Annotated in this window: 16 protein-coding genes; 2 read left to right on the plus strand and 14 right to left on the minus strand. The window is 69.8% G+C overall.

Features of this window, described 5'->3' with window-relative positions; translation table 11 throughout:
• Window positions 1-117 precede the first annotated feature (117 nt).
• The 12 genes from BN159_RS07740 to BN159_RS07790 form a co-directional block, all read right to left on the minus strand.
• Window positions 118-1,251: a polyprenyl synthetase family protein gene (locus tag BN159_RS07740; protein WP_015656372.1), complete on the minus strand. Its 1,134-nt coding sequence runs from the start codon at window positions 1,249-1,251 to the stop codon at window positions 118-120.
• Window positions 1,251-2,645, minus strand: coding sequence for a hydroxysqualene dehydroxylase HpnE (gene hpnE, locus BN159_RS07745; RefSeq protein ID WP_015656373.1), 1,395 nt, complete (start codon window positions 2,643-2,645; stop codon window positions 1,251-1,253). Before hpnE ends, BN159_RS07740 begins: the two co-directional genes overlap by 1 nt.
• Window positions 2,642-2,782 (minus strand): DUF6380 family protein, encoded by a 141-nt coding sequence (locus BN159_RS46935; protein ID WP_015656374.1) that lies wholly within the window; start codon window positions 2,780-2,782, stop codon window positions 2,642-2,644. Before BN159_RS46935 ends, hpnE begins: the two co-directional genes overlap by 4 nt.
• A complete protein-coding gene (gene hpnD / locus BN159_RS07750; RefSeq protein ID WP_015656375.1) occupies window positions 2,782-3,732 on the minus strand; it encodes a presqualene diphosphate synthase HpnD in 951 nt (316 codons plus the stop codon). Before hpnD ends, BN159_RS46935 begins: the two co-directional genes overlap by 1 nt.
• Window positions 3,729-4,631, minus strand: a complete 903-nt coding sequence (gene hpnC / locus BN159_RS07755; protein WP_041820983.1) for a squalene synthase HpnC — start codon at window positions 4,629-4,631, stop codon at window positions 3,729-3,731. Before hpnC ends, hpnD begins: the two co-directional genes overlap by 4 nt.
• A gap of 386 nt (window positions 4,632-5,017) precedes the next feature.
• Complete coding sequence (locus BN159_RS07760; protein ID WP_015656377.1) at window positions 5,018-5,797, minus strand: ABC transporter ATP-binding protein; 780 nt, start codon at window positions 5,795-5,797, stop codon at window positions 5,018-5,020.
• Window positions 5,790-6,725, minus strand: coding sequence for an ABC transporter permease (locus BN159_RS07765; RefSeq protein ID WP_041818938.1), 936 nt, complete (start codon window positions 6,723-6,725; stop codon window positions 5,790-5,792). The genes BN159_RS07760 and BN159_RS07765 overlap by 8 nt, the downstream gene beginning before the upstream one ends.
• Window positions 6,726-6,821: 96 nt before the next feature.
• On the minus strand, window positions 6,822-7,694 hold the full coding sequence (locus tag BN159_RS07770; RefSeq protein ID WP_015656379.1) for a glycosyltransferase family 2 protein: 873 nt from the start codon (window positions 7,692-7,694) through the stop codon (window positions 6,822-6,824).
• A gap of 8 nt (window positions 7,695-7,702) precedes the next feature.
• Window positions 7,703-8,482, minus strand: coding sequence for a CDP-alcohol phosphatidyltransferase family protein (locus BN159_RS07775; RefSeq protein WP_078598767.1), 780 nt, complete (start codon window positions 8,480-8,482; stop codon window positions 7,703-7,705).
• Window positions 8,460-9,521: an iron-containing alcohol dehydrogenase family protein gene (locus BN159_RS07780; RefSeq protein WP_015656381.1), complete on the minus strand. Its 1,062-nt coding sequence runs from the start codon at window positions 9,519-9,521 to the stop codon at window positions 8,460-8,462. Before BN159_RS07780 ends, BN159_RS07775 begins: the two co-directional genes overlap by 23 nt.
• Window positions 9,509-10,261 carry a phosphocholine cytidylyltransferase family protein gene (locus BN159_RS07785; protein ID WP_015656382.1) on the minus strand — a complete coding sequence of 251 codons (753 nt, stop codon included), beginning with the start codon at window positions 10,259-10,261 and terminating at the stop codon, window positions 9,509-9,511. The genes BN159_RS07780 and BN159_RS07785 overlap by 13 nt, the downstream gene beginning before the upstream one ends.
• Window positions 10,258-12,051, minus strand: a complete 1,794-nt coding sequence (locus tag BN159_RS07790; RefSeq protein WP_015656383.1) for a DUF5941 domain-containing protein — start codon at window positions 12,049-12,051, stop codon at window positions 10,258-10,260. Before BN159_RS07790 ends, BN159_RS07785 begins: the two co-directional genes overlap by 4 nt.
• Window positions 12,052-12,327: 276 nt before the next feature.
• Between BN159_RS07790 and galE the strand changes: the two genes are divergently transcribed.
• Both galE and BN159_RS07800 read left to right on the plus strand, forming a co-directional pair.
• The gene (gene galE, locus BN159_RS07795) at window positions 12,328-13,293 is read left to right on the plus strand and encodes a UDP-glucose 4-epimerase GalE (RefSeq protein ID WP_015656384.1); all 966 of its coding nucleotides are present in this window, start codon (window positions 12,328-12,330) and stop codon (window positions 13,291-13,293) included.
• A 135-nt stretch (window positions 13,294-13,428) separates the two neighbouring features.
• The gene (locus BN159_RS07800; RefSeq protein ID WP_015656385.1) at window positions 13,429-14,367 is read left to right on the plus strand and encodes a cation diffusion facilitator family transporter; all 939 of its coding nucleotides are present in this window, start codon (window positions 13,429-13,431) and stop codon (window positions 14,365-14,367) included.
• 1,307 nt (window positions 14,368-15,674) lie between these two features.
• On the opposite strand, the gene BN159_RS47420 is transcribed toward BN159_RS07800, so the two are convergent.
• Both BN159_RS47420 and BN159_RS07810 read right to left on the minus strand, forming a co-directional pair.
• Window positions 15,675-18,593 carry a glycosyl hydrolase family 95 catalytic domain-containing protein gene (locus tag BN159_RS47420; protein WP_015656387.1) on the minus strand — a complete coding sequence of 973 codons (2,919 nt, stop codon included), beginning with the start codon at window positions 18,591-18,593 and terminating at the stop codon, window positions 15,675-15,677.
• Between the two features lie 185 nt (window positions 18,594-18,778).
• On the minus strand, window positions 18,779-21,595 hold the full coding sequence (locus tag BN159_RS07810) for a DNRLRE domain-containing protein (RefSeq protein ID WP_015656388.1): 2,817 nt from the start codon (window positions 21,593-21,595) through the stop codon (window positions 18,779-18,781).
• Window positions 21,596-21,966: the final 371 nt, after the last annotated feature.

Here is a 21,966-nt window from a genome sequence, read left to right on the forward strand (position 1 = left end):
CTTCCCCTTACGTGCAGTGTGCATGTGGTGCGTCTGCTGTGGGTCCGCCGTCGGCCGGTGCTCGATTTCCCGCGACACCGGCCGGCGACTACGCGAGGGCTATTCGGCCGATAGTGATCATCTCTTTCGTACGACGACGAAGTCGGCGAGCGCCGCGAACCGCGCCCGTACCCGGTCGGGCATGTCGACGGCGTCCAGGGCCTCGATGGCGATGGTGTGCTGACGGCGGGCCTCGTCGGCGGTCCACTCGCGGCCGCCGGCCTCCTCGATGAGGGCGGCGCGGGCGGCGAACTCCGCCTCGGAGAAGTTCTCGAAGTCGCTGCTCTTGGCGTCGGCGGCGAGCAGCTCGCCGAGCCGCTCGGAGGCGGATCCGCCCGCCGCGAGCGCGGCCACCACCGGCAGGGACTTCTTGCGCTGGCGCAGATCGCTCCAGGTCTGCTTGCCGGTGGACTCCGGGTCGCCCCAGATGCCGAGCAGGTCGTCGACGGCCTGGAAGGCGAGGCCGAGGTGGTAGCCGTACTTCTCCAGAGTGTCGGCGGTGCGGTCGCCCGCCCCGCCGAGCACGGCGCCGATGGAGCTGGCGCAGGCCAGCAGGGCACCGGTCTTGTTGCCCTCCATCTCCAGGCACTCCTCGACGCTGACGCGGTCGCGGTGCTCGTAGGAGATGTCCTGGGCCTGTCCGTCGATCAGGGCCCGGGTGGCGGTGGTCAGCCGGCGGGTGGCGCGGCCGGCCTCGACGGTGCCGATCTCCAGCAGCAGTTCGTTGGCGAGGGCGAACAGGGCGTCGCCGACCAGGATGGCCTGGGCGGGGCCGTGCACCTTCCACACCGTGTCGCGGTGCCGGCGCTGCTCGTCGCCGTCCATCAGGTCGTCGTGCAGCAGAGAGAAGTTGTGCACCAGCTCGACGGCGACCGCGCCGGGGATGCCGACCTCGGGTGCGGCCCCGGTGACCTCGGCGGAGAGCACGGCGAGAGCGGGGCGCACGGCCTTGCCGCCGTCGCCCGCCGTGGGCCTGCCCTGGGCGTCGATCCAGCCGAAGTGGTAGGCGGAAACGGTGTCCATGGGAGGCGCCAGGCGGTCGATCGCCGCCCGCAGTACCGGGGTGGCCAGGGTCCGGCCGCGCTCCAGGAGCGCGGTCACGTCCACCGCGGTCTCCTCAGCGGCCTTCGAGGCCGGGGGCACAGTGGGCACAGTCTCTCCTCTTGTTGCGGTACCGGGGGTGCGGGGGCCTGCCGCGCGCTCACCGAGCATCAGGCCGCCTCCTCTACGTCGAAGAGGTGGCTGGGACGGGGCCTGCCCAGGGCGCCGAGCGCGGCGTCCGCCGCGTTCACGCCACTGCGGACCGCACTCTCCATGGTCGCGGGCCACCCGGTGGCGGTCCACGCTCCGGCCAGGTAGAGGCCGGGTGCCTGGGTCCGGGTGCCGGGCCGCAGCCGCCCGACGCCCGGAGCGGGGGCGAACGTCGCTGTACGCTCCCGGGTCACGAAGAAGTCCTTCACCTCGGCCTTCCGGGCGAGCGGAAGCAGCCGGGCCAGCTCCGGCAGATACCGCTCGCGCAGCTCGGCCACCGGCGCGTCGATGTCGTGGTGCGCGGCCGACTGGGACAGGGCCAGGTACTGCCCCTCCCGGAGCCCAGAGGACTCGGTCCGGTCGAACACCCATTGCACCGGCGTGCCGAGGGCGGCGAAGAACGGGGTGCTGAGCACCGGGCGGTCGTAGACGACATGGACGTTCAGGATCGGCGCGGTGCCGATCCTGAGCAGTCGTTCGGGAGCGTCCAGGGCGCCGTCGGGCAGCAGGTCGTGGGCCTCGCTCTGCGGTACGGCGAGGACGACCGCGTCGGCCCGGAGGGTCTCCCCGGGAACCTGGACGGCCCAACGTCCGTTGTCGTCAGTGGAGATGGAGGTGACGCGTGTACGGACCTCGGTACGCACGCCCGCGGAGTCGAGCGCCTTGCGGGCCAGCCGGTCGTGCAGTTCGCCCAGCGGGACATGCGCCCATCCGATGTCGGCCGCGCCCGGGTCGGACAGCAGACCGGTCTTGAACACCATCGCGGCGAGCCCCAGCGAGGAGTCGCCCGCGACCGCGTTGAGCGTGGCGATCCCGACCAGGTTCCACAGCGCCGTCACGGCACGCTCGGACTGACCGTGCGCGGCCAGCCAGGTGCCGAAGTTCTGGTCGTCCAGGGCCGGATCGTCGAGGTCGAGCGCCTTCAGCGCGAGCGCGGCACGCCCGACGGCGGCCCGCTCGGTGAGGGAGAGGTGCGGGTAGGTGGCGAGGCTGCGCCCCAGATGCAGCGGTACGGGCAGCGGGTCGCGCTGGATCCTGCCGAGCCGCCGCCCCTCGGGCTTGGCCAGGTCGAGTACGGGCACGTCGAGACGATCCTGCAACGGCGCCAGCGCGCTTGCCTCGATCCGGTCGAGGAACCAGCGGTAGGCGGTGCAGCAGCGCAGATACACATGCTGGCCGTTGTCGACGGTGAGGTCGCCGCGCTGGAAGGAGAAGGCGAGCCCGCCGAGGCGTGGCCTGCCCTCCAGGAGCGTCACGCGCACTCCCGCGTCGGCGAGCGCCAGCGCCGCGGTGATCCCGGCCAGCCCGCCGCCGACCACGACGGCGTCGCCGCCGGTTGTCCTGCCGTCGGTCATCGTGCGTCCTCCCCCGAACGGCCGCCGCGGTGCTTGAACGATGCACGGTCGGCCGTCTCAGTCAGGGACGCCGCCGAAGTGCGGAGGGTTGCGTGCCATTTTTCGCCGGTGGCATCACCTTGGACCGGATTGTCCATCAGGCCCGCCTCCTGACGGTCCGCCGGGTCACATGCCGGGTGTCCAGACCGGACAGACCGCGCACCGCGACGTAGGCCTTCTCGCGTCCGGGCAGTGAGACCCGGCCGCGCAGCACGGCCTCCGGCTCGCGCTCGATGCGGTCCAGGAGCCGGCGGTAGATACCGGCCATGGCGGCGACGCAGGCGCCGCTGCGCCGGTCGAGCATCGGCAGCAGCCGGTAGCCCTCGGCGAACAGGGCGCGGGCCCGGCGCACCTCGAAGTGGACGAGGCCCGCGAAGTCGGCGCCCTCCGGCACGGTCGGCCCGGCGAACCCGGCCGAGCAGCCGAACTTGGCGAGGTCGTCGGCGGGTAGGTAGGTGCGGCCCCCCTCGGCGTCCTCGCGCACGTCCCGGAGGATGTTGGTGAGCTGAAGCGCGAGCCCCAGCGTGTCGGCGTACTCCGGCGCCCGCTCGGCGCCGCGCGCCCCGGGTTCGGTGCCGAACACGCCGAGCGAGAGCCGCCCGATGGCGCCCGCCACACAGCGGCAGTACGCCTTCAGGTCGTCCCAGGTCTCGTAGGTCTCGCCGCGTACGTCCATCAGCACGCCGTCGATCAGCTCGTCCAGGCCGTCGAGCGGGATCGGGAAGACCTCGGCGGCATGGGCGAGCGCGACCGCGACCGGGTCGGTGTCGTCCTCCTCGACCGCGCCGCCCCGCACCCGGGTCAGCAGCGCCCGGGTCTCCTCCAGCCTGGCGATCTTGACGTCGTCGGCCAGCGCGCCGTCACCGATGTCGTCGACGCGGCGCGAGAACGCGTACAACGCCGACATCGCGCGCCGCTTCGGCGTGGGCAGCAGCCGGATGCCGTAGGCGAAGTTACGGGCCTGCTGTCCGGTGACGGCCTCGCAGTAGCTGTAGGCGGCGAGTACCGGTGCGGACGCGTGTGGTGCGAACTCCACGGTCCGGATCACCCCTCTCCTCGCAGAGTCACGCCCACCTCGCGCAGCAGCTGAACCTTGCCGGGCTTGGGCGGGCCGGGAAGTACGTCGTATTCCGCGGCGGCGATCGCACGGATCGCCGCCCTTCCCCCCGCCACGAACCCCGCGAGCAGCAGTCTCAGCCTGCCGTGGACGCTACCCACAAGGGGGGCGCCTTCATTCAGGAGACTGCGGGCGCGTTCTGCTTCGTATGCAACCAGTGCGCGCACGGATGCGCTCGCGGTTTTTGTGGCGAGATCCGCCTCCTGGACGTGAAAGCGCTTCATGTCCGCGGCGGGCAGATAGATACGGTCGCGGCCGAGGTCCTCGGCGACGTCCTGGAGGTGCTCGACGATCTGGAGGGCGGTGCACACGGCGTCGGAGCGGCGGATCCGCTCGGGGGTGGCGGTGCCGGTGACGGCGAGGACGAGGTGTCCGACGGGGTTGGCGGACAGTTCGCAGTAGGCGAGCAGGTCGTCGTAGGTCTCGTAGCGGCTGATGAGCTGATCCTGGCGGTTGGCCTGGATCAGGCCGAGGAAGGGCTCGGGGGTCAGCGCGCGGCGGCGGACCGTCGGCTGGAGGCGGCGCAGCAGGGGGTGGCGGGGGGTCGAGTCGAAGACGCGACGGAGGTCCGCCTCGAAGGCGTCCAGCATCAGCAGTCGGTCGTCGGCGTCCGTGGCCGAAACGCCGAGGAAGCGGGCGTCGGCGCCGCCGGGGGCGAGATCGCCGTCGCCGATGTCGTCGACCAGGCGGGCGAAGCCGTAGACGGCCATGAGGTCGATGCGCCAGGCCCGGGGCAGGAAGAAGGGGGCCACGGGGAAGTTTTCGTGCGCGGCCTTGTCGAGCGTGCCGCGCTCCGTGTCTCCGGTGTGCGGCGTGCCGGTTCCCGTCACCACGGACTGCCCGGGGCGGGGACGGCACGTGCTGCGTTGAGCTGGGGAGTTTCCGTAGCCATTGCCGTCACATCTCCCGTTCTACACCGCCGACCCAATACACACTATTTCGGACACGCCGCCCGGCCGTCCGCGCGGGCTTCCCGCAGCGGGTGTGGGGCATTATCGCCCCACTTGCCGCGATTGGGGACCGGTACAGCTTACGTTGTACAGCGCACTGTGGTTCGCCGGGGTGTCCTGCGCATCACAAGAACACACCGATTGGTCCCAAGATTCCTAAGGCCAGGCGAAGTTGACGTTTCCTTTGCAGACGCGGAGCCCCGCCGGAAGGGTTCCGGCGGGGCTGCGGGAAGCGGGCTGGGCCGGGTGCGCCGGTCCGGGGTGGACTACTTGCCCGTGAACTTCTCGTACTCCTTGAGGACCTCGTCCGTCGGACCGTCCATGCGCAGCTCGCCCCGCTCCAGCCACAGGACGCGGTCGCACGTGTCGCGGATCGACTTGTTGTTGTGGCTGACCAGGAACACCGTGCCGGCCTCCTTGCGCAGTTCCCGGATGCGGGCCTCGGAGCGCTTCTGGAACTTGCGGTCACCGGTGGCCAGGGCCTCGTCGATCATGAGGACGTCATGGTCCTTGGCGGCGGCGATGGAGAAGCGCAGCCGGGCCGCCATGCCGGAGGAGTACGTGCGCATCGGCAGGGTGATGAAGTCGCCCTTCTCGTTGATGCCGGAGAAGTCGACGATCTCCTGGTACCGCTCCTTGATCTGCTCGCGGGACATGCCCATGGCGAGCCCGCCCAGGATGACGTTCCGCTCGCCGGTCAGGTCGTTCATCAGGGCCGCGTTGACGCCGAGCAGGGAGGGCTGGCCGTCGGTGTAGACCTTGCCGCTCTCGGCGGGCAGCAGGCCCGCGATGGCGCGCAGCAGGGTCGACTTGCCGGAGCCGTTGGAGCCGATCAGGCCGATGGCCTCACCGCGATAGGCGGTGAAGGAGACACCGCGCACGGCGTGCACCTTGCGCACCCCGCGCTCCTCGCCGCGCTTGAGGATGCGGCTGAGCGCGGCGGTGGCGCTGCCCTTGCCGCTCTTGGCGCCGTTGACGCGGTAGACGATGTGCAGCTCGTCCGCGATGACGGTGGGACGGGGGTCCGTCCGCTGCTGATCAGCCACGGCCGTACCTCTCTTCCGCCTTCCAGAAGTAGACGAAGCCGAACGCACCGGCGAGCACGGCCCAGCCGAGGGCGAAGAGCCAGACGTGCGGGGGCAGGTACTCGGAGCCGTATCCGTCGATCATCGCGAAGCGGATCAGGTCCATGTAGATCGCCGCGGGGTTCCACTGGAGGACCTCGGTGACCCAGCCGGGCAGGTCCTTGTCCTCCAGCATCGCCGGGATGCTGAACATGACGCCCGAGGCGTACATCCAGGTCCGCAGGACGAACGGCATCAGCTGGGCCAGGTCGGGCGTCTTGCTGCCCATGCGGGCGAAGATCAGCGCGAGGCCGGTGTTGAACACGAACTGGAGGACCAGCGCGGGTACCACCAGCAGCCAGGAGAGACCGGGGTAGCTGCCGAACGCGATCATGATCGCAACCAGCACGATCATCGAGTACAGCAGCTGCTGGAGCTGCTGTAGCGAGAACGAGATCGGCAGCGAGGCGCGCGGGAAGTGCAGGGCACGCACCAGGCCGAGGTTGCCGGAGATGGCGCGCACCCCGGCGAGCACGGAGCTCTGCGTGAAGGTGAACACGAAGACACCCGTGACCAGGAACGGCACATAGATGTCGTGCGGGATGCCCTCCCGGGCTCCGAGCAGCAGGCCGAAGATGAAGAAGTAGACGACGGCGTTGAGCAGCGGCGTGGCCACCTGCCACAGCTGGCCGAGCTTGGCCTGGCTGTACTGGGCGGTCAGCTTCGCCCGCGAGAAGGCGAGAATGAAGTGACGCCGGTCCCAGAGCTGGCGGACGTACTCGACGAGCGAGGGGCGGGCGCCGCTCACGCTCAGCCCGTACTTGGCGGCGAGTGCGGCCGCCGTGAGTCCCTCGTCGGGCGACGGAGGCGCGGTCACCGCGACCTGGCCGTCGTGCGTTGTCTCACTCACTGGTGGAAACTTTCGTCTTCGGGATGCGCAGCCTGTGCGGGCGTGCCGTGTTCCTGAGGTCTGGGTGTGGACCTCCTGTGCGTTCAGTGCAGCTTGTCAGATGACAGGAGGGCGGCCCAGCCGGGTCAGCCGCCACACCGTACGCCACTTCATCGGCCTGCGGGGGCCGCACGGGCTGGTCCAGCCCTCCCGGAAACCGCCGAACCAGGCCCTCAGCGCGGGCCGCGAGGGGCGGCGCACCAGGGTGAGCAGCAGCCAGACGCCCAGGTACACCGGGACCAGCGGCGCGGGGAGGTTGCGGCGGGCGAGCCAGACCCGGTTGCGGGCGACCATGCGGTGGTAGACCGCGTGCCGGGAAGGGGCGGTCGTGGGGTGGTACAGCACCATGTCGGACCGGTAGTCGATCATCCAGCCCGCGTCGAGGGCCCGCCATGCCAGGTCGGTTTCCTCGTGTGCGTAGAAGAATTCGTCCGGCAGCCCGCCGACTTCGGCGAAGACCCGGGTGCGGACGGCGTTGGCGCCGCCGAGGAAGGTGGTGACCCGGGAGGAGCGCATCGGGTCCTTGGCGCGCAGCCGGGGGACGTGGCGGCGCTGGGTCTCGCCGGTCTCGGGGTCGGCGATGCGGAAGCTGATGATGCCGAGTTCGGTGTCGGCGGCGAAGGCCTGGCGGCAGAGTTCGGCGGTGTCGTGCTGGGCGAGGAGTCCGTCGTCGTCGAGGAAGAGCAATATGTCGACGTCTCGGCCGCTGGGGCCGAAGGCCTCGATGCCGACGTTGCGTCCGCCGGGGATGCCGAGGTTCTCGGGCAGCTCGATCGTGCGCACGCCCTCGGGGACGTCCGGCACGGGTGAGCCGTTGCCGACGACGACCGCCTCGACGCGGTCGCCGTCCTGCTTGGCGATCGAGTCGAGGAGGGCGCGGAGTTCGTCGGGACGGTTGCCCATGGTGATGATCACCGCGCCGACCTTCATGGGCGCGCTCACTTCAGCCTGCTCGACGCGAGGATGGAGACCAGGTGCAGCAGCGTCTGGAGCAGCGCGATGCCCGCGAGTACGGCGACGCCGAGCCGCGAGTAGAACAGGTCGCCGCGGGCCTGGTCGGCGACGGCCAGCACGAGGATCAGCAGGGACGCCTCGATGCCGAGGATGAGGCGGTGGAACTTGAGCATGGCGGCGGCCTTGCGGGCCAGGGCCATGCCGGAGGAGCGCATCTCGGCGGCGGCCTCCTGGACCGGCGGCTTGCCGGCCTGGTGCCGGGCGACACCGACCAGGTCGGTCTCGGCCTTGATCAGGATGGCGCCGAGCGCGGCCAGCGTGCCGAGGAAGGCCCACAGCCAGTCGATCCGGCCGCTGCCCCACACGTCGGCGGCGCGCAGCCCGAAGCCGACGAGGACGGCGGCGTCGGTGAGGTAGGCGCCGACCCGGTCGAGGTAGACACCGTTGAGCGAGTACTGCTTCTTCCAGCGGGCGATCTCGCCGTCGACGCAGTCCAGCAGCAGGTACATCTGCACGCAGACCACGCCGAGCACGGCGCCCGGGATCCCCGGCACGAGCAGTGCCGGGGCCGCGAGCACGCCGAAGACGGTCATCAGGTACGTGAGCTGGTTGGGCGTGACCCTGGTGTTCACCAGGTAGCGGTCGACCCGCAGGGACACCTCACGCATGTAGAGGCGTCCCATCCAGTGCTCACCGCTGCGCCGGTCCTTCACCCCCGCGGGGTGGACGACCGGACGGAGTTCAGCTACCGATGGCCTTGACATAGTCGGCGTAGATGTCCTTGATCTGGTCGGTTTTCAGGTCGAGGTGTTCGAGGATCGTGTAGCGGCCGGGCCGGGTCTGAGGGGCGAACTCCACGGCACGGACGAACTCCTCCGTGCTGAAGCCGATCTCCTCCGGCAGCACCGGCAACCCGTGCCGGCGCAGCACCTCGGCCATGTAGGCCGACTCCTCGTGGGCTCCGCGCAGGTACATCGCGAAGGCCGCGCCCAGTCCGCACTGCTCGCCGTGGGCGGCGGCGCGCCTGGGGTAGAGCAGGTCGAACGCGTGGTTGATCTCGTGGCAGGCGCCGGAGGACGGGCGGGAGTCGCCCGACACCGACATGGCGATGCCGCTGAGGACCAGTGCCTCGGCGAGCACCTGGAGGAAGTCGGTGTCCCCGATGCCTCCCGGGTGCCTGAGCACCGCCTCGCCCGCCTGCCGGGCGATGGCGGCGGCCAGGCCGTCGATCTTCTCACCCTTGACGCGGTTGGCCAGCTCCCAGTCCGCGATGGCGGAGATGTTGGAGACGGCGTCCCCGATCCCGGCGCGCACGAAGCGGACCGGGGCCTCCCGGATGACATCGAGGTCGATGACGACCGCGATCGGGTTGGGCACGCCGTAGGAGCCGCGGCCCGCGTCGTTGTCGAGGGTGGCGACCGGCGAGCACAGTCCGTCGTGCGCGAGGTTCGTCGGTACGGCGACCAGCGGAAGGCCGACCCGTGCCGCGGCGAACTTGGCGCAGTCGATGATCTTGCCGCCGCCGAGTCCGACGACCGCGTCGTAGTGGCCGGCCTTTATGGCACCGGCCAGCCGGACCGCGTCGTCGAGGGTGCCGCCGCCGACCTCGTACCAGCTGGCGCCGGGCAGCGAGGGGGCGAGCCGCTCCCGCAGCCGGGCGCCGGAGCCGCCGCTGACGGCGACGGCGAGCTTGCCGGAGTGCGAGACGCGCTCGTCGGCGAGCACGCAGGCCAGATCGTCGAGGGCACCCGGGCGGATGTCCACGACGACCGGCGAGGGGATCAGCCGGGTCAGTACTGGCATGCGATCTCCCGTCCGCGGGCGAGATCGTCGTGGTTGTCGATCTCCACCCACTGGACGTCGCCGATCGGCGCCGTGTCGATCTTGAAGCCGCGGTTCACGAGCTCCTGGTAGCCGTGCTCGTAGAACTGCTGCGGGTCGGTCTCCCAGACCGTCTTCAGGGCGTCGGCCAGCTCGGGGGCGGCGTCTCCCTCAATCAGGGTGACGCCGATGTACTCGCCGGTGGCCTCGGAGGGGTCCATCAGCTTGGTGATCTTCGTGACGCCCTTGTCGGGGTCGACGACGACCTTCATCTCCTCGTCCGCGAGGGACTTCACGGTGTCGAGGGCGAGGATGATCCGCTTGCCGTCGCCGCGGGCGGCGAGCAGCGTCCGCTCGACGGAGACCGGGTGGACGGTGTCGCCGTTGGCGAGGATCACGCCGTCCTTGAGGGCGTCACGTCCGCACCACAGGGAGTAGGCGTTGTTCCACTCCTCGGCCTTGTCGTTGTCGATGAGGGTGAGCTTGAGGCCGTACTTGGCCTCCAGCGCCTCCCTGCGCTCGTACACGGCTTCCTTGCGGTAGCCGACGATGATCCCGACCTCGGTCAGCCCGATCTCGGCGAAGTTGGCGAGGGTCAGGTCGAGAACCGTGGGTTCGCCCTCTATGCCCGCGGGGCCCACCGGCACCAGAGCCTTGGGAAGGCTGTCGGTGTAGGGGCGCAGACGCCGTCCGGCGCCGGCCGCCAGCACGAGGCCGATCATGCGGGTTCTCCTTCATCGTGTACGGCGGGCGCCCCTGCGGACACCCAGAAGCGGATGCTCTCGACGAGCACCACGAGGGCGACGGCCACGGCCAGGACCGTGAGCGCGACCGGGAACTGCGCAGCGGTGAGTACCGCGGCCAGGACGGTGACGAGCAGGGTCCGTCCTTCGTGCCCCCCGACGGCGCGCACCAGCCAGGCCGGCGGCGCTCCGGCGTTGCCGCGAATGCGGTACACCGTGTCGTAGTGATGGTAGGCGACGGCGGCCACCAGGCCGAAAGCCGCAGGAAGGGCTCCGTTCACCTCCGCGTTGGCAGCGAGCGCGAGCACGGCGCCGTACTCGGCCGCCCGGAAGAAGGGCGGCACCAGCCAGTCGAGGGCGCCCTTGAGCGGGCGGGCGACGGCGAGGGCCGAGGTGGCGACGTAGACCAGGGCGCCGAGCACGGGCCACGGTCCGCCGAAGTCGGTGAACACCGCGGTGGCTACCAGCACGAGGCCGCCGAGCAGGGCGACGGCGGGGGCGGCGAAGCCGGGCAGCTTGCGCGCGCGGTCCCCCAGCGCCTGCGCCAGGGCCTGGGCGAGCGGTCCGGAGTCGGCGAGGTCGGCCAGCGCCTGCGCCGCCCGGTCGGTGCGCCGTGCCTTGCGGGTCAGGGAGCGCAGGACACGGCCCGCGGTGGTGTACGTCGCGGCGAAGGCGCAGCCGATGAGCAGGGCGTAGAAGGTGATGCGCGGAGTCGTGACCGCCGTGAGCACCGCGATCATCGCCCAGCGCTCGCCGATCGGCAGCACGATCATCCGCCGCATCCACACCGTCCAGCCGACGCTGTCGAGCTTGTCGGAGAGGGCGGCCGTGGGGCTGGTGTTGGCGGTGGCGTCGTGGTTGGCCTCGTTGAAGGAGAAGTCCACGACATGGCGGCAGGTCTGGAGGACCATCGCGCCGAGGGCCAGGGCCCAGACGTCGTCGCCGCCCCGGGCCGCGCCGAGGGCGAGGCCCGCGTAGTAGGCGTACTCCTTGGCCCGGTCGAAGGTGGCGTCGAGCCAGGCGCCGAGCGTGGAGTACTGAAGGGAGTAGCGGGCGAGCTGGCCGTCGGTGCAGTCCAGCACGAAGGAGAAGAGCAGCAGCAGACCGGCGGCGACGAAGCCGCCGCGGGTGCCGGTGGCCGCGCAGCCCGCCGCGATCAGCGCGGTGAGCAGGGACGCGGTGGTGACCTGGTTCGGGGTCAGGCCCCGGCGGGCGCACCAGCGCGCGATGTAGCGGGAGTACGGGCTGATGCAGTACGTGGTGAAGAAGCCGTCGCGGGCCTTCACCGCCGACTTCAGACGTATGGCCTCGTCGTCCACGGCGGCGACGGCCTGCCGGGCCTCGTTGCGGGCCTGAGGGTCGGCGGGGACCTCCGCGACCAGGCTGCCGAGCTCGGGGCGGTGCACCTCGGTGTCGAGGGTCTCGACGAGACGGTCGGCGAGGCTGTCCACGAGGGTGGTGCCGACGCCGGAGTTCTCGCGGGCCAACGCCCGGGTCAGGGCCTGCCGGGCGGCGGGCTGCGCGGTCACGGCGCCGGGGATCGCGGCGAGCGGGAAGCGCGGGTCGGTCAGGCCGAGGCGCAACGCGTGCACATGGCCCACGAAGCGGGCGTCGACCACGGCGACCCGCTCCTGGCCGGACACCTGGGCCAGCAGCGTCTCCGCCTCGGCGGCGTCGGCGGCGGCCCGGACCTCGAAACCGAGGGAGCGCAGCTCGCCCTCGATGGACGAGCCGGGGACCGGCTGACCGGTGAGGATGGCGGTCGACAACCGAACTCACTCCCTGGGTGCCGACGCGCTGGCGCCGGTCATTGACATGGTGGGGCGCCCCAGTCCGCGGCACCCGGGCGGCATGTCGGCAGAGGTTATCGGATAACGGGAACGCGGCGTTCACCGCCCGTTTCACGGCCGGATCGACACGGTTCGCACTCACCACTGCCGCGATCATCATCGGGGAAACGGGGCCCGGCCCACAAACTGCGCCCCCAGAGCGGACATTCAGCGCATTTCTTTCGGCGGCGGGGCCGGAGCATAGGGTGAGCCACCATGACATGGCTGATCACCGGCGGGGCCGGCTACATCGGGGCACACGTGGCGCGGGCCATGAGCGAGGCCGGGGAGCGGGTGCTGGCGCTGGACGACCTCTCGGCCGGGGTGCCCGAGCGGCTGCCGGTCGGGGTGCCGCTGGTGCGGGGTTCGTCACTCGACGGCGACCTGCTCAAGCGGGTCCTGGCGGACCACGCGGTGACCGGTGTGGTGCATCTCGCGGCGCGGAAGCAGGTCGCCGAGTCGGTGGCCGAGCCGACCCGGTACTACCGGGAGAACGTGGGCGGTCTCGCCACGCTCCTGGACGCGGTGGCCGAGGCGGGCGTGCGGCGGCTGGTGTTCTCCTCCTCGGCCGCGGTCTACGGCAACCCGGATGTGGACCTCATCACCGAGGACACCCCGTGCGCGCCGGTGAACCCGTACGGCGAGACCAAGCTCACCGGCGAGTGGCTGGTCCGGGCCGCCGGTGCGGCGCACGGGATCTCCACGGTCTGCCTGCGCTACTTCAACGTGGCCGGGGCGGCCGCGCCCGAGCTGGCGGACACGGGTGTGTTCAACATCGTGCCGATGGTCTTCGACCGGCTGACCCGGGGCGAGGCCCCGCGGATCTTCGGCGACGACTATCCGACGCCGGACGGCACCTGTGTCCGCGACTACATCCATGTCGCCGACCTCGCCGAGGCCCATCTCGCGGCGGCCCGGCGCCTGTCCGACCTGAGCGGCGACCTCACCGTCAACATCGGCCGCGGCGAGGGCGTCTCCGTGCGCGAACTGATCGACGTCATCGGCGAGGTCAGCGGGGACGCCCGGCCGCCGGTGGTGGAGGGGCGCCGCCCGGGGGACGCGCCGCGGGCCGTCGCCTCGGCCGCGCGGGCCGCCGAGGAGCTGGGCTGGACCGCGTCCCGCACGGTTCGAGAGATGGTCGAGTCGGCCTGGCGAGGGTGGCAGCGGCACCACGGCGGATGATCGGCCGAGTGCCTTGACCTGCGGAACGTTTCCGCAGGTCAAGGCACATGACAACGGTGTTCAGTGCCGCGTTGCCTGATACCCCCCACCCGTAGTTCACTGTGATCCGGAAGCGATGACAGGAGGCGGCTTTCCATGGGGGCTGGGCACGATCACGGACACGCCCACGGCGGTCACGGCGGCCGTACGGCGACCGCGGCGTACCGGGGCAGACTGCGCATCGCGCTGTCGATCACGCTCACCGTGATGGTGGTGGAGATCGTCGGCGGTGTGGTCGCCGACTCCCTCGCGCTCGTCGCGGACGCCGCGCACATGGCGACCGACGCGGTGGGGCTCGCCATGGCGCTGCTGGCGATCCACTTCGCGAGCCGCCCGGCGACCGGGAACCGCACCTTCGGGTACGCCCGCGCCGAGATCCTCGCCGCGCTCGCCAACTGTCTGCTGCTGCTCGGCGTCGGCGGTTACGTCCTGTACGAGGCGATCCAGCGGTTCATCGAGCCGGTCCCCACCGAGGGCGGGCTGACCATCGTGTTCGGCGCGATCGGCCTGGTGGCGAACATGATCTCGCTCACCCTGCTGATGCGCGGCCAGAAGGAGAGCCTGAACGTCCGCGGGGCGTTCCTGGAGGTGGCCGCCGACGCGCTGGGCTCGGTCGCGGTGCTGATCTCCGCCGTGGTGATCCTCACGACGGGCTGGCAGGCGGCCGACCCGATCGCCTCGCTGCTCATCGGCCTGATGATCGTGCCGCGGACCATCAAGCTGCTCCGCGAGACCCTCGACGTACTGCTGGAGGCGGCGCCCAAGGGCGTCGACATGACGGAGGTACGGGCCCACATACTGGCGCTCGACGGCGTCGAGGACGTCCACGATCTGCACGCCTGGACCATCACCTCCGGGATGCCGGTGCTCTCCGCGCATGTGGTGGTCAGCTCCGAGGCGCTCAACGCCATCGGCCACGAGAAGATGCTGCACGAACTCCAGGGCTGCCTCGGGGACCACTTCGACGTGGAGCACTGCACGTTCCAGCTCGAACCGGCCGGACACGCGGACCACGAGGTCAAGCTCTGCCACTGAGCAGGGCGGTCACCGGCGCGGCATCCGCAGAAATCCGGCATTGTCCGGGTTGATTCCGTCCCGTTGATGTCAGACGAGGATGTCAACTGATGTCAGTCGGCACCCGGCGACGATGCTCTGGGATCGCCTCATGAGAGGCGGGCCAGAGATCCACGGTGCGCATCTCCCCTGCCGGGCAGTGGGCTCTGCCCAGCGGATGGAAAGGCTGTGGTCACAGGCTCGTGGGCGTGGCGAGGACACGCTGGCGCTATCAGCCACGCCGCCGCTGAAGCGGCGACTGCGCGAGGCGGGCCCTGCCCCGCTCCGGACACGTTCTTGTCGTCGGCATGGGGCAGGTGGGACTGCGCCTATGTCAGGCGCTGCGTAGGCTGGGTACACCTGTCGTCGCGGTCGAGCGCGAATCGACGGCGCCGAACCTGCATATCCGCGTCATGCTGCGCGCAGGTGAGGATGAAGCGATAGCCGAGACTCGGTCCCTGTTGCCCCTAGGGGTCACGCGCGACGTCACGAGGACCAGTGCCGCGTTCGTCCTCGCCCACCTCGCCGGTGAGCAACCCCTTCGTGTGGTGGCCGATGATGGCGGCGACTACTTGGATCTACCAGGGCGAGGACTCGTTTCGGCCTTCGTACCAGCACGAAGCAGCTGCGGCCACTCCTCTGCCGGACGATCCGTCGTGCACAGTCCAATGACCACGCACCGCCGCTGAAAGAACAAGCCGAGTGAGCCCAAGCTCGTCTGCGCGCGACTCGGCTGGTCAGCAGGCCGGTCACCCCGGCGCGGGGACGGTACGGCGTGGACGGCTTCGACGCGGCCGGAGTTGACGCAACGGAGGGGTCGACCAGTCCGGGCCGGAAGGGCAGGGTCAGCATCAACGGCTTGGGCTCGGCGTGGAGGACGTACCGCTTGATGGTATTGAGGCCCAGGCCGAGTCGGCGGGGGCATTCCAGCAGGCCAACGCTCTTGTCGAGCAAGTCGTGAACCTGCTGGCAGCGCGCGCGGGTGTCGAGCGATTTCATGTAGCACCAGGTCGTCGGGCTCCAGTCCGGACACATGCCAGATCCAGCGGACCACTACTAATTCCTCCGCGGCAGCAGACAGCGTCCGTGCCCCTGGGCAGGCAGCCGGCCCGCCCTCCGGGTAGGTGCGGCAGCCGTAGGTCGGTCGCGCGGGCCTGGATCCGCCTCGCCCCTGTGCGGCACGAGGCCTACCCACCGCGGGCCACGCCCTGGGTCTGCAGATAGCGCGACAGACCCGCCCCCAAAGAGCCGGCACCCTCCACACCTGCGCGACTCATCGAGACACGCCCTCACAGCCCCACCGGCTGCCATTCCTGGTTGGAGCCGCCGTTGGCGGGCCACTGGATGACCTTGGCGCCGTCGGCGGAGGATCCGCTCTGCACGTCTGCGCACAGCCCGCTCTTGATGTTGACGAGGCGGTAGTAGCCGCTGGTAGCCGCCGGTACGAGCTTCCACCACTGGTGGGTTCCGTTGGCGTCCGACCGCTGGTCCAGGGCTGTGCCGTTGCTGGTGGACCCGTCCGGGACGTCGAGCACCTTGCCGCTGTTGACGTTGGACAGACGGAACGAGCCGTCGTGGTCGGGGAGCAGCTTCCACTGCTGGTTCGCGCCGCCGGACCACGTGTACTGGATGACCGAACCGCCGTCGGAGGTGGAGGAGCCGGAGATGTCCATGACCTTGCCGCTCTTGCGGTTGACCAGCTTGAAGGGGCCGGTCAGCAGGCCGATCGTGATCGTGGTGCTCGTCCCTGCGGTCAGCGACACCCTGCGGGCATGGTTGCCCAGCGACGACGTGGTGACCGTCGCGCCGGTGCTGATGGACGTGATGCCGCGCCGGCAGATGAAGGTGACGTTCTGGTCGATGTCGGAGGTGAGCGTGACCGTGGCCGTGCGAGCCGCCGTGTCCCAGGTCAGGGACTGGACAGTGATGCGGTTGCGGCCGCGGACGCCCTTGATGGTGCCCTTGCCCAGCTGTTCGGGGAGGGCGGGGAGGATCTCGAGGACACCGGGGCGCGTGTAGACGAGTGCTTCACCGAGGACCGCGGGGATGGCGTTGGCGGCGTCGCAGTTGTAGATGTCCAGGTTGGGGTTGTGGGAGGTCATCAGACTCCGCCACACCATGTTCTTGCCGTAGATCTTGAGCAGGTCGCCGTAGACGCCGGGGCCGTCCTTCAGGCGGGCGCGGGCCAGCGCCCGGTGGAGGCTGCCGTGGGCGGAGTAGTTCTGGTCGCCTCGCTTGTCCAGGGCCTTGGCCGCGTACGTGACGAGGTCGGGCTTGTCCTCGGGGTTGATCTCGTGCAGCGGCCAGGCGCCGTACAGGTGCTGGACGTGCCGGTGGTTGTAGCGGTCGGTCAGGCCCGGCCAGGACCACTCGGCGAGCGCCCCGTCGCTGTTGACGGTGTAGTCGGGCAGCTTGGCGAGCAGGGCGGTCCAGCGTTGCACGCCCTGGCCGTTGCCCTGCTCCAGGCCGAGGGTGTCGGCCGCGTCGATCGCGGCCTGGAGGGCGTGCCGGCCGGCCATGATGTCGCCGGTGGCGTTGACGGAGAACGCCTGGCCGGTGCTGAGCGGGGTGTTCTCCATGGAGTAGGAGGGGACGAAGACGACCTTGCCGCCGGCGTCGGTGCGGGTGAGGAAGTCCTCGTAGAACAGGGCCAGTTCCATCAGGGCCGGACCGAGCTTGTTCTTCAGGAAAGCGCTGTCGCCGGTGACCTGGTAGTACTCCAGAAGCGGGTAGAGCAGCCAGTCGGCGCCGCCGGTCCAGGCCTCGCCGGGGAAGCTGCCGCTGTTGAAGTGCAGCATGTGCCCGTACTCGCCGTCGGTGCGGGACGGGGCGAGGAAGCCGCGGGCGCCGTAGAGGTTGGTGGCGTTGTCCCGCCAGTGGGCGAGCTGGCCGAGGATGAGGTCGAAGTAGCCCTGCATGGCGTCGGTGAGGTCGAGGATGTTGCCGCCGGCGACCTGCAGGTTGATGTTGGCGTCCGTGGTGAAGTCGTCGGCCCAGGAGCCGTTCCAGGTGCCGGTCCAGATGCCGGTCAGGCGTGGCGGCAGGACGCCGCTGGAACTGATGAAGAGGTAGCGGCCGGAGTCGTACATCCGCTCCAGCAGTGCGGCGTCGATGGCGGACGCGTTGCTGTTCTGCCGGGCTATCAGCTCGCTGGTGGCCAGCCGGCGGTCGGCGGCGGAGACGTCGAGGTCGATGCCGGAGCGGTCGTACATGGTCTGGTGCTTTGGTGCGTGGCGCCCCAGGAGGGTGGCGTAGTCGGCCGTCAGCGCGGCGAGGGCGGTCTGCAGGGGCCGGCTGTCCCAGCCGGTGGAGGTCTCGTACCGGCCGAGCTTGGTCAGCAGCAGCACCTTGGTGGCCTTGGCGACCACCAGGGTCTGCCCGTCGGCGGTCACGGAGGAGCCGCTGCCGGAGGCCACGACGCGGGTGACGCCCTCGTAGCCGTAGGCACCCCCGGAGGGGTAGGTGCCGCGCAGGTTCAGGTAACCGTCGCCGCTCGTGACAGTGGCGGTGGCGGTGGCGGAGAAGGACACGCTGGTCGGCACGCCCGCAAGAGCGGTGTTGACGCTGATGGTGGTATCCACGGTGCGGCCGGTGGCGGGCACCAACTCGTGGACGATGACCTGGTCGGCTCGGGAGACGAAGACGTGGCGCTTCCAGGTGCCGTACTGGTCGGTCCAGGTGTGGGTGACCTCGCCGGTGCGGAAGTCGGTGATGCGGGCGAAGTCGTTGACGGTGGTCATGCCCGGGGTGCTGAGCTGGAGTTCGTAGCCGGGGTGGAAAATCTGGGTCCAGCGCAGGCTCCAGCCGTGCGCGAAGGTGGCGGAGGCGCCGGAGTAGTCGCCGGCCAGCGCCTGGTCCCGGGCGGTCTCGAGATAGGGCGAGAGCACGGGGGGCAGGACGCTCCGGCTGCCGTTGGGCAGCACGAACCGGTGATGGTTGAAGATCACCTTCTCGAGCGTCGGCGCCCCGTAGTAGACGGTCCCGTATTCGCCGTTTCCGCTCAGGAACCCGTCAGTCCAGGCGGACGCAGTGGCGCTGTCCCAGATTCCGCGGTCGGGCAGGGTGACCTGGGGCGGTACGGCCGCGGCGGCCTGGGAGGCGAAGACGAAGCCGGGCATCGTCGCGGCGCCTGCGGCGAGGGCACCCGTGGTGAGGGCGCCCGTGGTGAGGAAACGCCGGCGGTTGAGGGGAAGGCCGGGCAGGGACATAGGGCGACTCCGTTGTAGGACGCTGAGCACAACTGGGTATAGGGGTGACGCGCTGTCGACCGGTGCGGGTGCGGTGGCGGACATACAGCGGTTTGCCAGACATGCGGTGGCCGGCTGAGCCGTCGACGGCAGAACCGGACGGCTGAGGCCGGCCCGCCCCGTGGGGACGGACCGGCCTCGGGTGTCTACGGGGTCACGGTCACTCCGGGTGCCATCTCGGCGGTCCCGTTGGTGAGCTTTCCGGAGCCGGCGGCGCCTTCCGAACTGACAAAGCGCAGCTCGTGGTTGGTGCCCCCCGCGTTGCCGACTGCGAGCAGGAGCGTGGACTGGTTGGCCGCATAGGCGTTCTGGACGAAGGCGGTGATGTCGACGGTGATGTCGCGGCCGTCGATGGCGTTGCCCTGGTGGGCTCCGCCGCCCTCGGGGACAAGGGTTGAACCGAGCGTGAAGGTGGCCGACTTGGCGACGGAGGAGGTTGTGGCGGTGAAGCTCGGCCGGTTCTGCCAGGTCATCGTGGTGACCGGGCAGGACGTGCCGCCGCCGGTACAGGTGGTGTCGCTGACGGGCTGTACGAGGAGTTGGTCGGTGTCGGTCGACGGGACCGTCGAGTAGCGGTGGCCGACGTAGGTGAGATGGAGTGTCGCCTGGCTCGGTGCCCTGGTGAGGCTGTTGAGGGGGAACTGGAGGTAGGAGAGCTTTCCGTCCCCGGATCCTGTGGTGTACTGCTCGCCCATCAGGCCGACCCCGGTATTACGGGTGATGAGGGTGAGGTCCGAGGAGCTGTTCTTCGTCTGGTCGCCGGTCCACGCACCCACCCAGGTGTCGCCGTTGGTGAGGGTGCCGGGCTTGACGTTCTTCGTCTGGCCATTGGCGTCGGTGTAGGTGGTGGTGAGCGTACCGATGCCGCTGGTCGTCAAGGGGAACTGGCTGGTGTATTGGACGAGTTGGCCGGCCACGTGCAGGTTGTTCAGCGTCGCGTCCGTGATGCCGCTCAACGAGCTGCTGCCCGTCGGCTGCCGCGAGAACCACACGTTGTCCATTTTGAAGGTGCCGATCGGGGACCTGCTGTACGTGTACGTGGTGCCCGACCCGTCAGGGTTGGGGGCGTACCCGTAGATCGCCTGCTGTTCGGCGGTGATGGTCTTGGTGGCGTCGCCGTTGGAGACCCCGACCGGCCCCTTGTTGATGAACCGGGAGTTGTCGATCGAGCTGTTCTTCACCACGACGCTCATGTTGGGGTCCCGGTTGGGGGCGTGGCCCATGGTGATGCCACCGGCCGACGGCGACACGGAGTTGAAGTTGTCGAAGGTGTAGCTGTTGGTGCGGTAGCCGTACCCGGGGAGTCCGATCCGGATCGCGTTGCCCGCACCGACGGACCAGTTCAGGGTGTTGCTAACCGAGATGTTCTTCGTGTCCTCGTGGTCCCAGTGGTAATTGTCGAACCCGAGTGCGTCGGCGACGGTGTCGTGGGCGCCTGCCGCGTCGACATAGCCCTGGATGTCCGGGGTGGAGGTGCCGAGCTTGAAGTTGTTCCACACGCCGGGGGCCAACGGGGTGAACCCGTCGCTGGGGTTGTAGTGGCCGGAGGCGAACGCGTCGTCGTTGCCGAGGGTGAAGACGCCGTTGGCGGCGATGTCCTGACCGCTCGCGAAGTTCGTCCCGTCGATCCACGGCTGGCCGTACGGGGTGAGGGCCTTGATGTTGTTGAACCTCACCCGCTTGGCGCCGTGGGTCTCGTAGTTCCACTGCTTCGAGTCACGCACGTAGGTGTCGTCGAACGTGATGTCCGAGGAGTGCATGACCATGACGCCGCCCTGGTGCTGGCTGCTGTTGGCGTCGTGTCGATCACCGCTGCTACCGGCGTTGTAGTTCGCGACGCCGTTGCCGTCGAATACGCCACGCCCGTCAAATTCGATGTTGCGCGAGTTGATGATCCCGACCGCCGGCTCGAACGCCTCCATGTAGGCCTGGATGCGGTTCTTCAGCAGGGCCCCTTCGTCGGTGTAGACCTTCAGCTTGCCGCCCTTGAGCTTGCTGCCGTCGAGACCGTTGATCAGGAGACCGGACGACACATACGTACCGTTCGGGAAGTAGAGCGTGTTGAGGGCCGTGGGGTTGGCCTTGATCGTGTCGATGGCGGCCTTGAGGGCGTACGTGACGTCGCCGGCGGCCATCGTCCGCACCTTCGGGTAGCGCACATTGACGGTGCTCGCGCTCACCAGGCTCCCGGCCGATGTCTGCTGACCGGCGGGGATGGCGGTACCGTTCACGCTCTTGCCGGCCATGGAGCTCGTCTGCGCGGCGGGAGCATTCTGAGCCTCGCTGTTCGGGTGCGCCGCGAGGTACTTCGCGGCGAACTCCTGGAAGTTGAGGACGCCGGTCCCCAGGTTGACGCCGGAACCGTCCGGTGCGCTCGTGGTGTCCGGACGCTGCCCCGCGCCTTCCAGGGGGTCGTTGATGACCGCCAGGTAGGGCTGACCTGCGGCGTTGGTCGAATCGCCGTTGACCATCACGATCGCTTGGTTCAACTTGGCGGCGGCTGACATCCGGAACGTCAGGGTGTGCTTGTCCGCGCTCACGGACACGCTGCCGGCCGGGTAGTAGCGGGCCGGGTACACGTTCACCGTGTCGATCGTGGTGCTGGGCAGGGTGACCGTGATCGTCGGTGTGCGGGAGTCCGACGCGAAGCGCGCGATGTCGAAGTTGTTGCGGTTCGCTGTGTACTTGACCGCCTGGACGGGCGTACCGGCGACTTGCACCTGGTACTTGGTGGACGGCACGTCAGGGGACGCAGTCGTACCGCCTCCCACTCCCGTCGGTGCGTACGTGTGGACGGTGGTGGCGGCGTGCGCGGGGGCGGTGCCGGTGAGCAGGAGGCTCGCTGCCGCAAGGGAGGCGCCGACGGCGGCCGCGATGAAGCGCTTCAGGCGCGATCTGCGTCGCGGCGGGGCGGGGTGCGGGGCAGGGTTCGGGTCGGCGTCGCCGCCGGCCTGTCGGTACATGCCTGTCTCTCCTCCGGACGAGACCTTTCCAGGTCTTCTCAGGTCGTTGCGGGTCTTTGCAGGCGCTCGCCGCCTGCTGGAGATGGCGCGGAGCATGTGCGAACTTGCGGCCGGAACGCGGCCGTTGGACCGTCGCGGCCGGGAGGACCACTACGTTGACCGATCCAAGTAATCCGGCGTGGCGGGGACGTTACTGCCGCATTTCCGGAGCCGTCAATGCTCCGCACACGTCAACCCGCGGAAACACGCACCACCTGTCCATGGCGCCCTCACCATGCTCCGCAACGGTTCCAGCAACCGTCATGCGCGAAGTATTGCCCTGCGCCGACAGCCGTCCTACAGTGACGCCACTTTCGTGGATCGATAAATGT

The organism is Streptomyces davaonensis JCM 4913 (assembly GCF_000349325.1).
GTDB lineage: Bacteria > Actinomycetota > Actinomycetes > Streptomycetales > Streptomycetaceae > Streptomyces > Streptomyces davaonensis.

What these genes read in the sequence shown, in the direction of transcription:
- BN159_RS07740 (WP_015656372.1), bottom strand. Translation starts at nt 1,251, where the DNA reads ATGCTCGGTGAGCGCGCGGCAGGCCCCCGCACCCCCGGTACCGCAACA.
- hpnE (WP_015656373.1), bottom strand. Translation starts at nt 2,645, where the DNA reads ATGACCGACGGCAGGACAACCGGCGGCGACGCCGTCGTGGTCGGCGGC.
- BN159_RS46935 (WP_015656374.1), bottom strand. Translation starts at nt 2,782, where the DNA reads ATGGACAATCCGGTCCAAGGTGATGCCACCGGCGAAAAATGGCACGCA.
- BN159_RS07770 (WP_015656379.1), bottom strand. Translation starts at nt 7,694, where the DNA reads ATGAAGGTCGGCGCGGTGATCATCACCATGGGCAACCGTCCCGACGAA.
- BN159_RS07775 (WP_078598767.1), bottom strand. Translation starts at nt 8,482, where the DNA reads ATGTCAAGGCCATCGGTAGCTGAACTCCGTCCGGTCGTCCACCCCGCG.
- BN159_RS07780 (WP_015656381.1), bottom strand. Translation starts at nt 9,521, where the DNA reads ATGCCAGTACTGACCCGGCTGATCCCCTCGCCGGTCGTCGTGGACATC.
- BN159_RS07785 (WP_015656382.1), bottom strand. Translation starts at nt 10,261, where the DNA reads ATGATCGGCCTCGTGCTGGCGGCCGGCGCCGGACGGCGTCTGCGCCCC.
- galE (WP_015656384.1), top strand. Translation starts at nt 12,328, where the DNA reads ATGACATGGCTGATCACCGGCGGGGCCGGCTACATCGGGGCACACGTG.
- BN159_RS07800 (WP_015656385.1), top strand. Translation starts at nt 13,429, where the DNA reads ATGGGGGCTGGGCACGATCACGGACACGCCCACGGCGGTCACGGCGGC.
- BN159_RS47420 (WP_015656387.1), bottom strand. Translation starts at nt 18,593, where the DNA reads ATGTCCCTGCCCGGCCTTCCCCTCAACCGCCGGCGTTTCCTCACCACG.
- BN159_RS07810 (WP_015656388.1), bottom strand. Translation starts at nt 21,595, where the DNA reads ATGTACCGACAGGCCGGCGGCGACGCCGACCCGAACCCTGCCCCGCAC.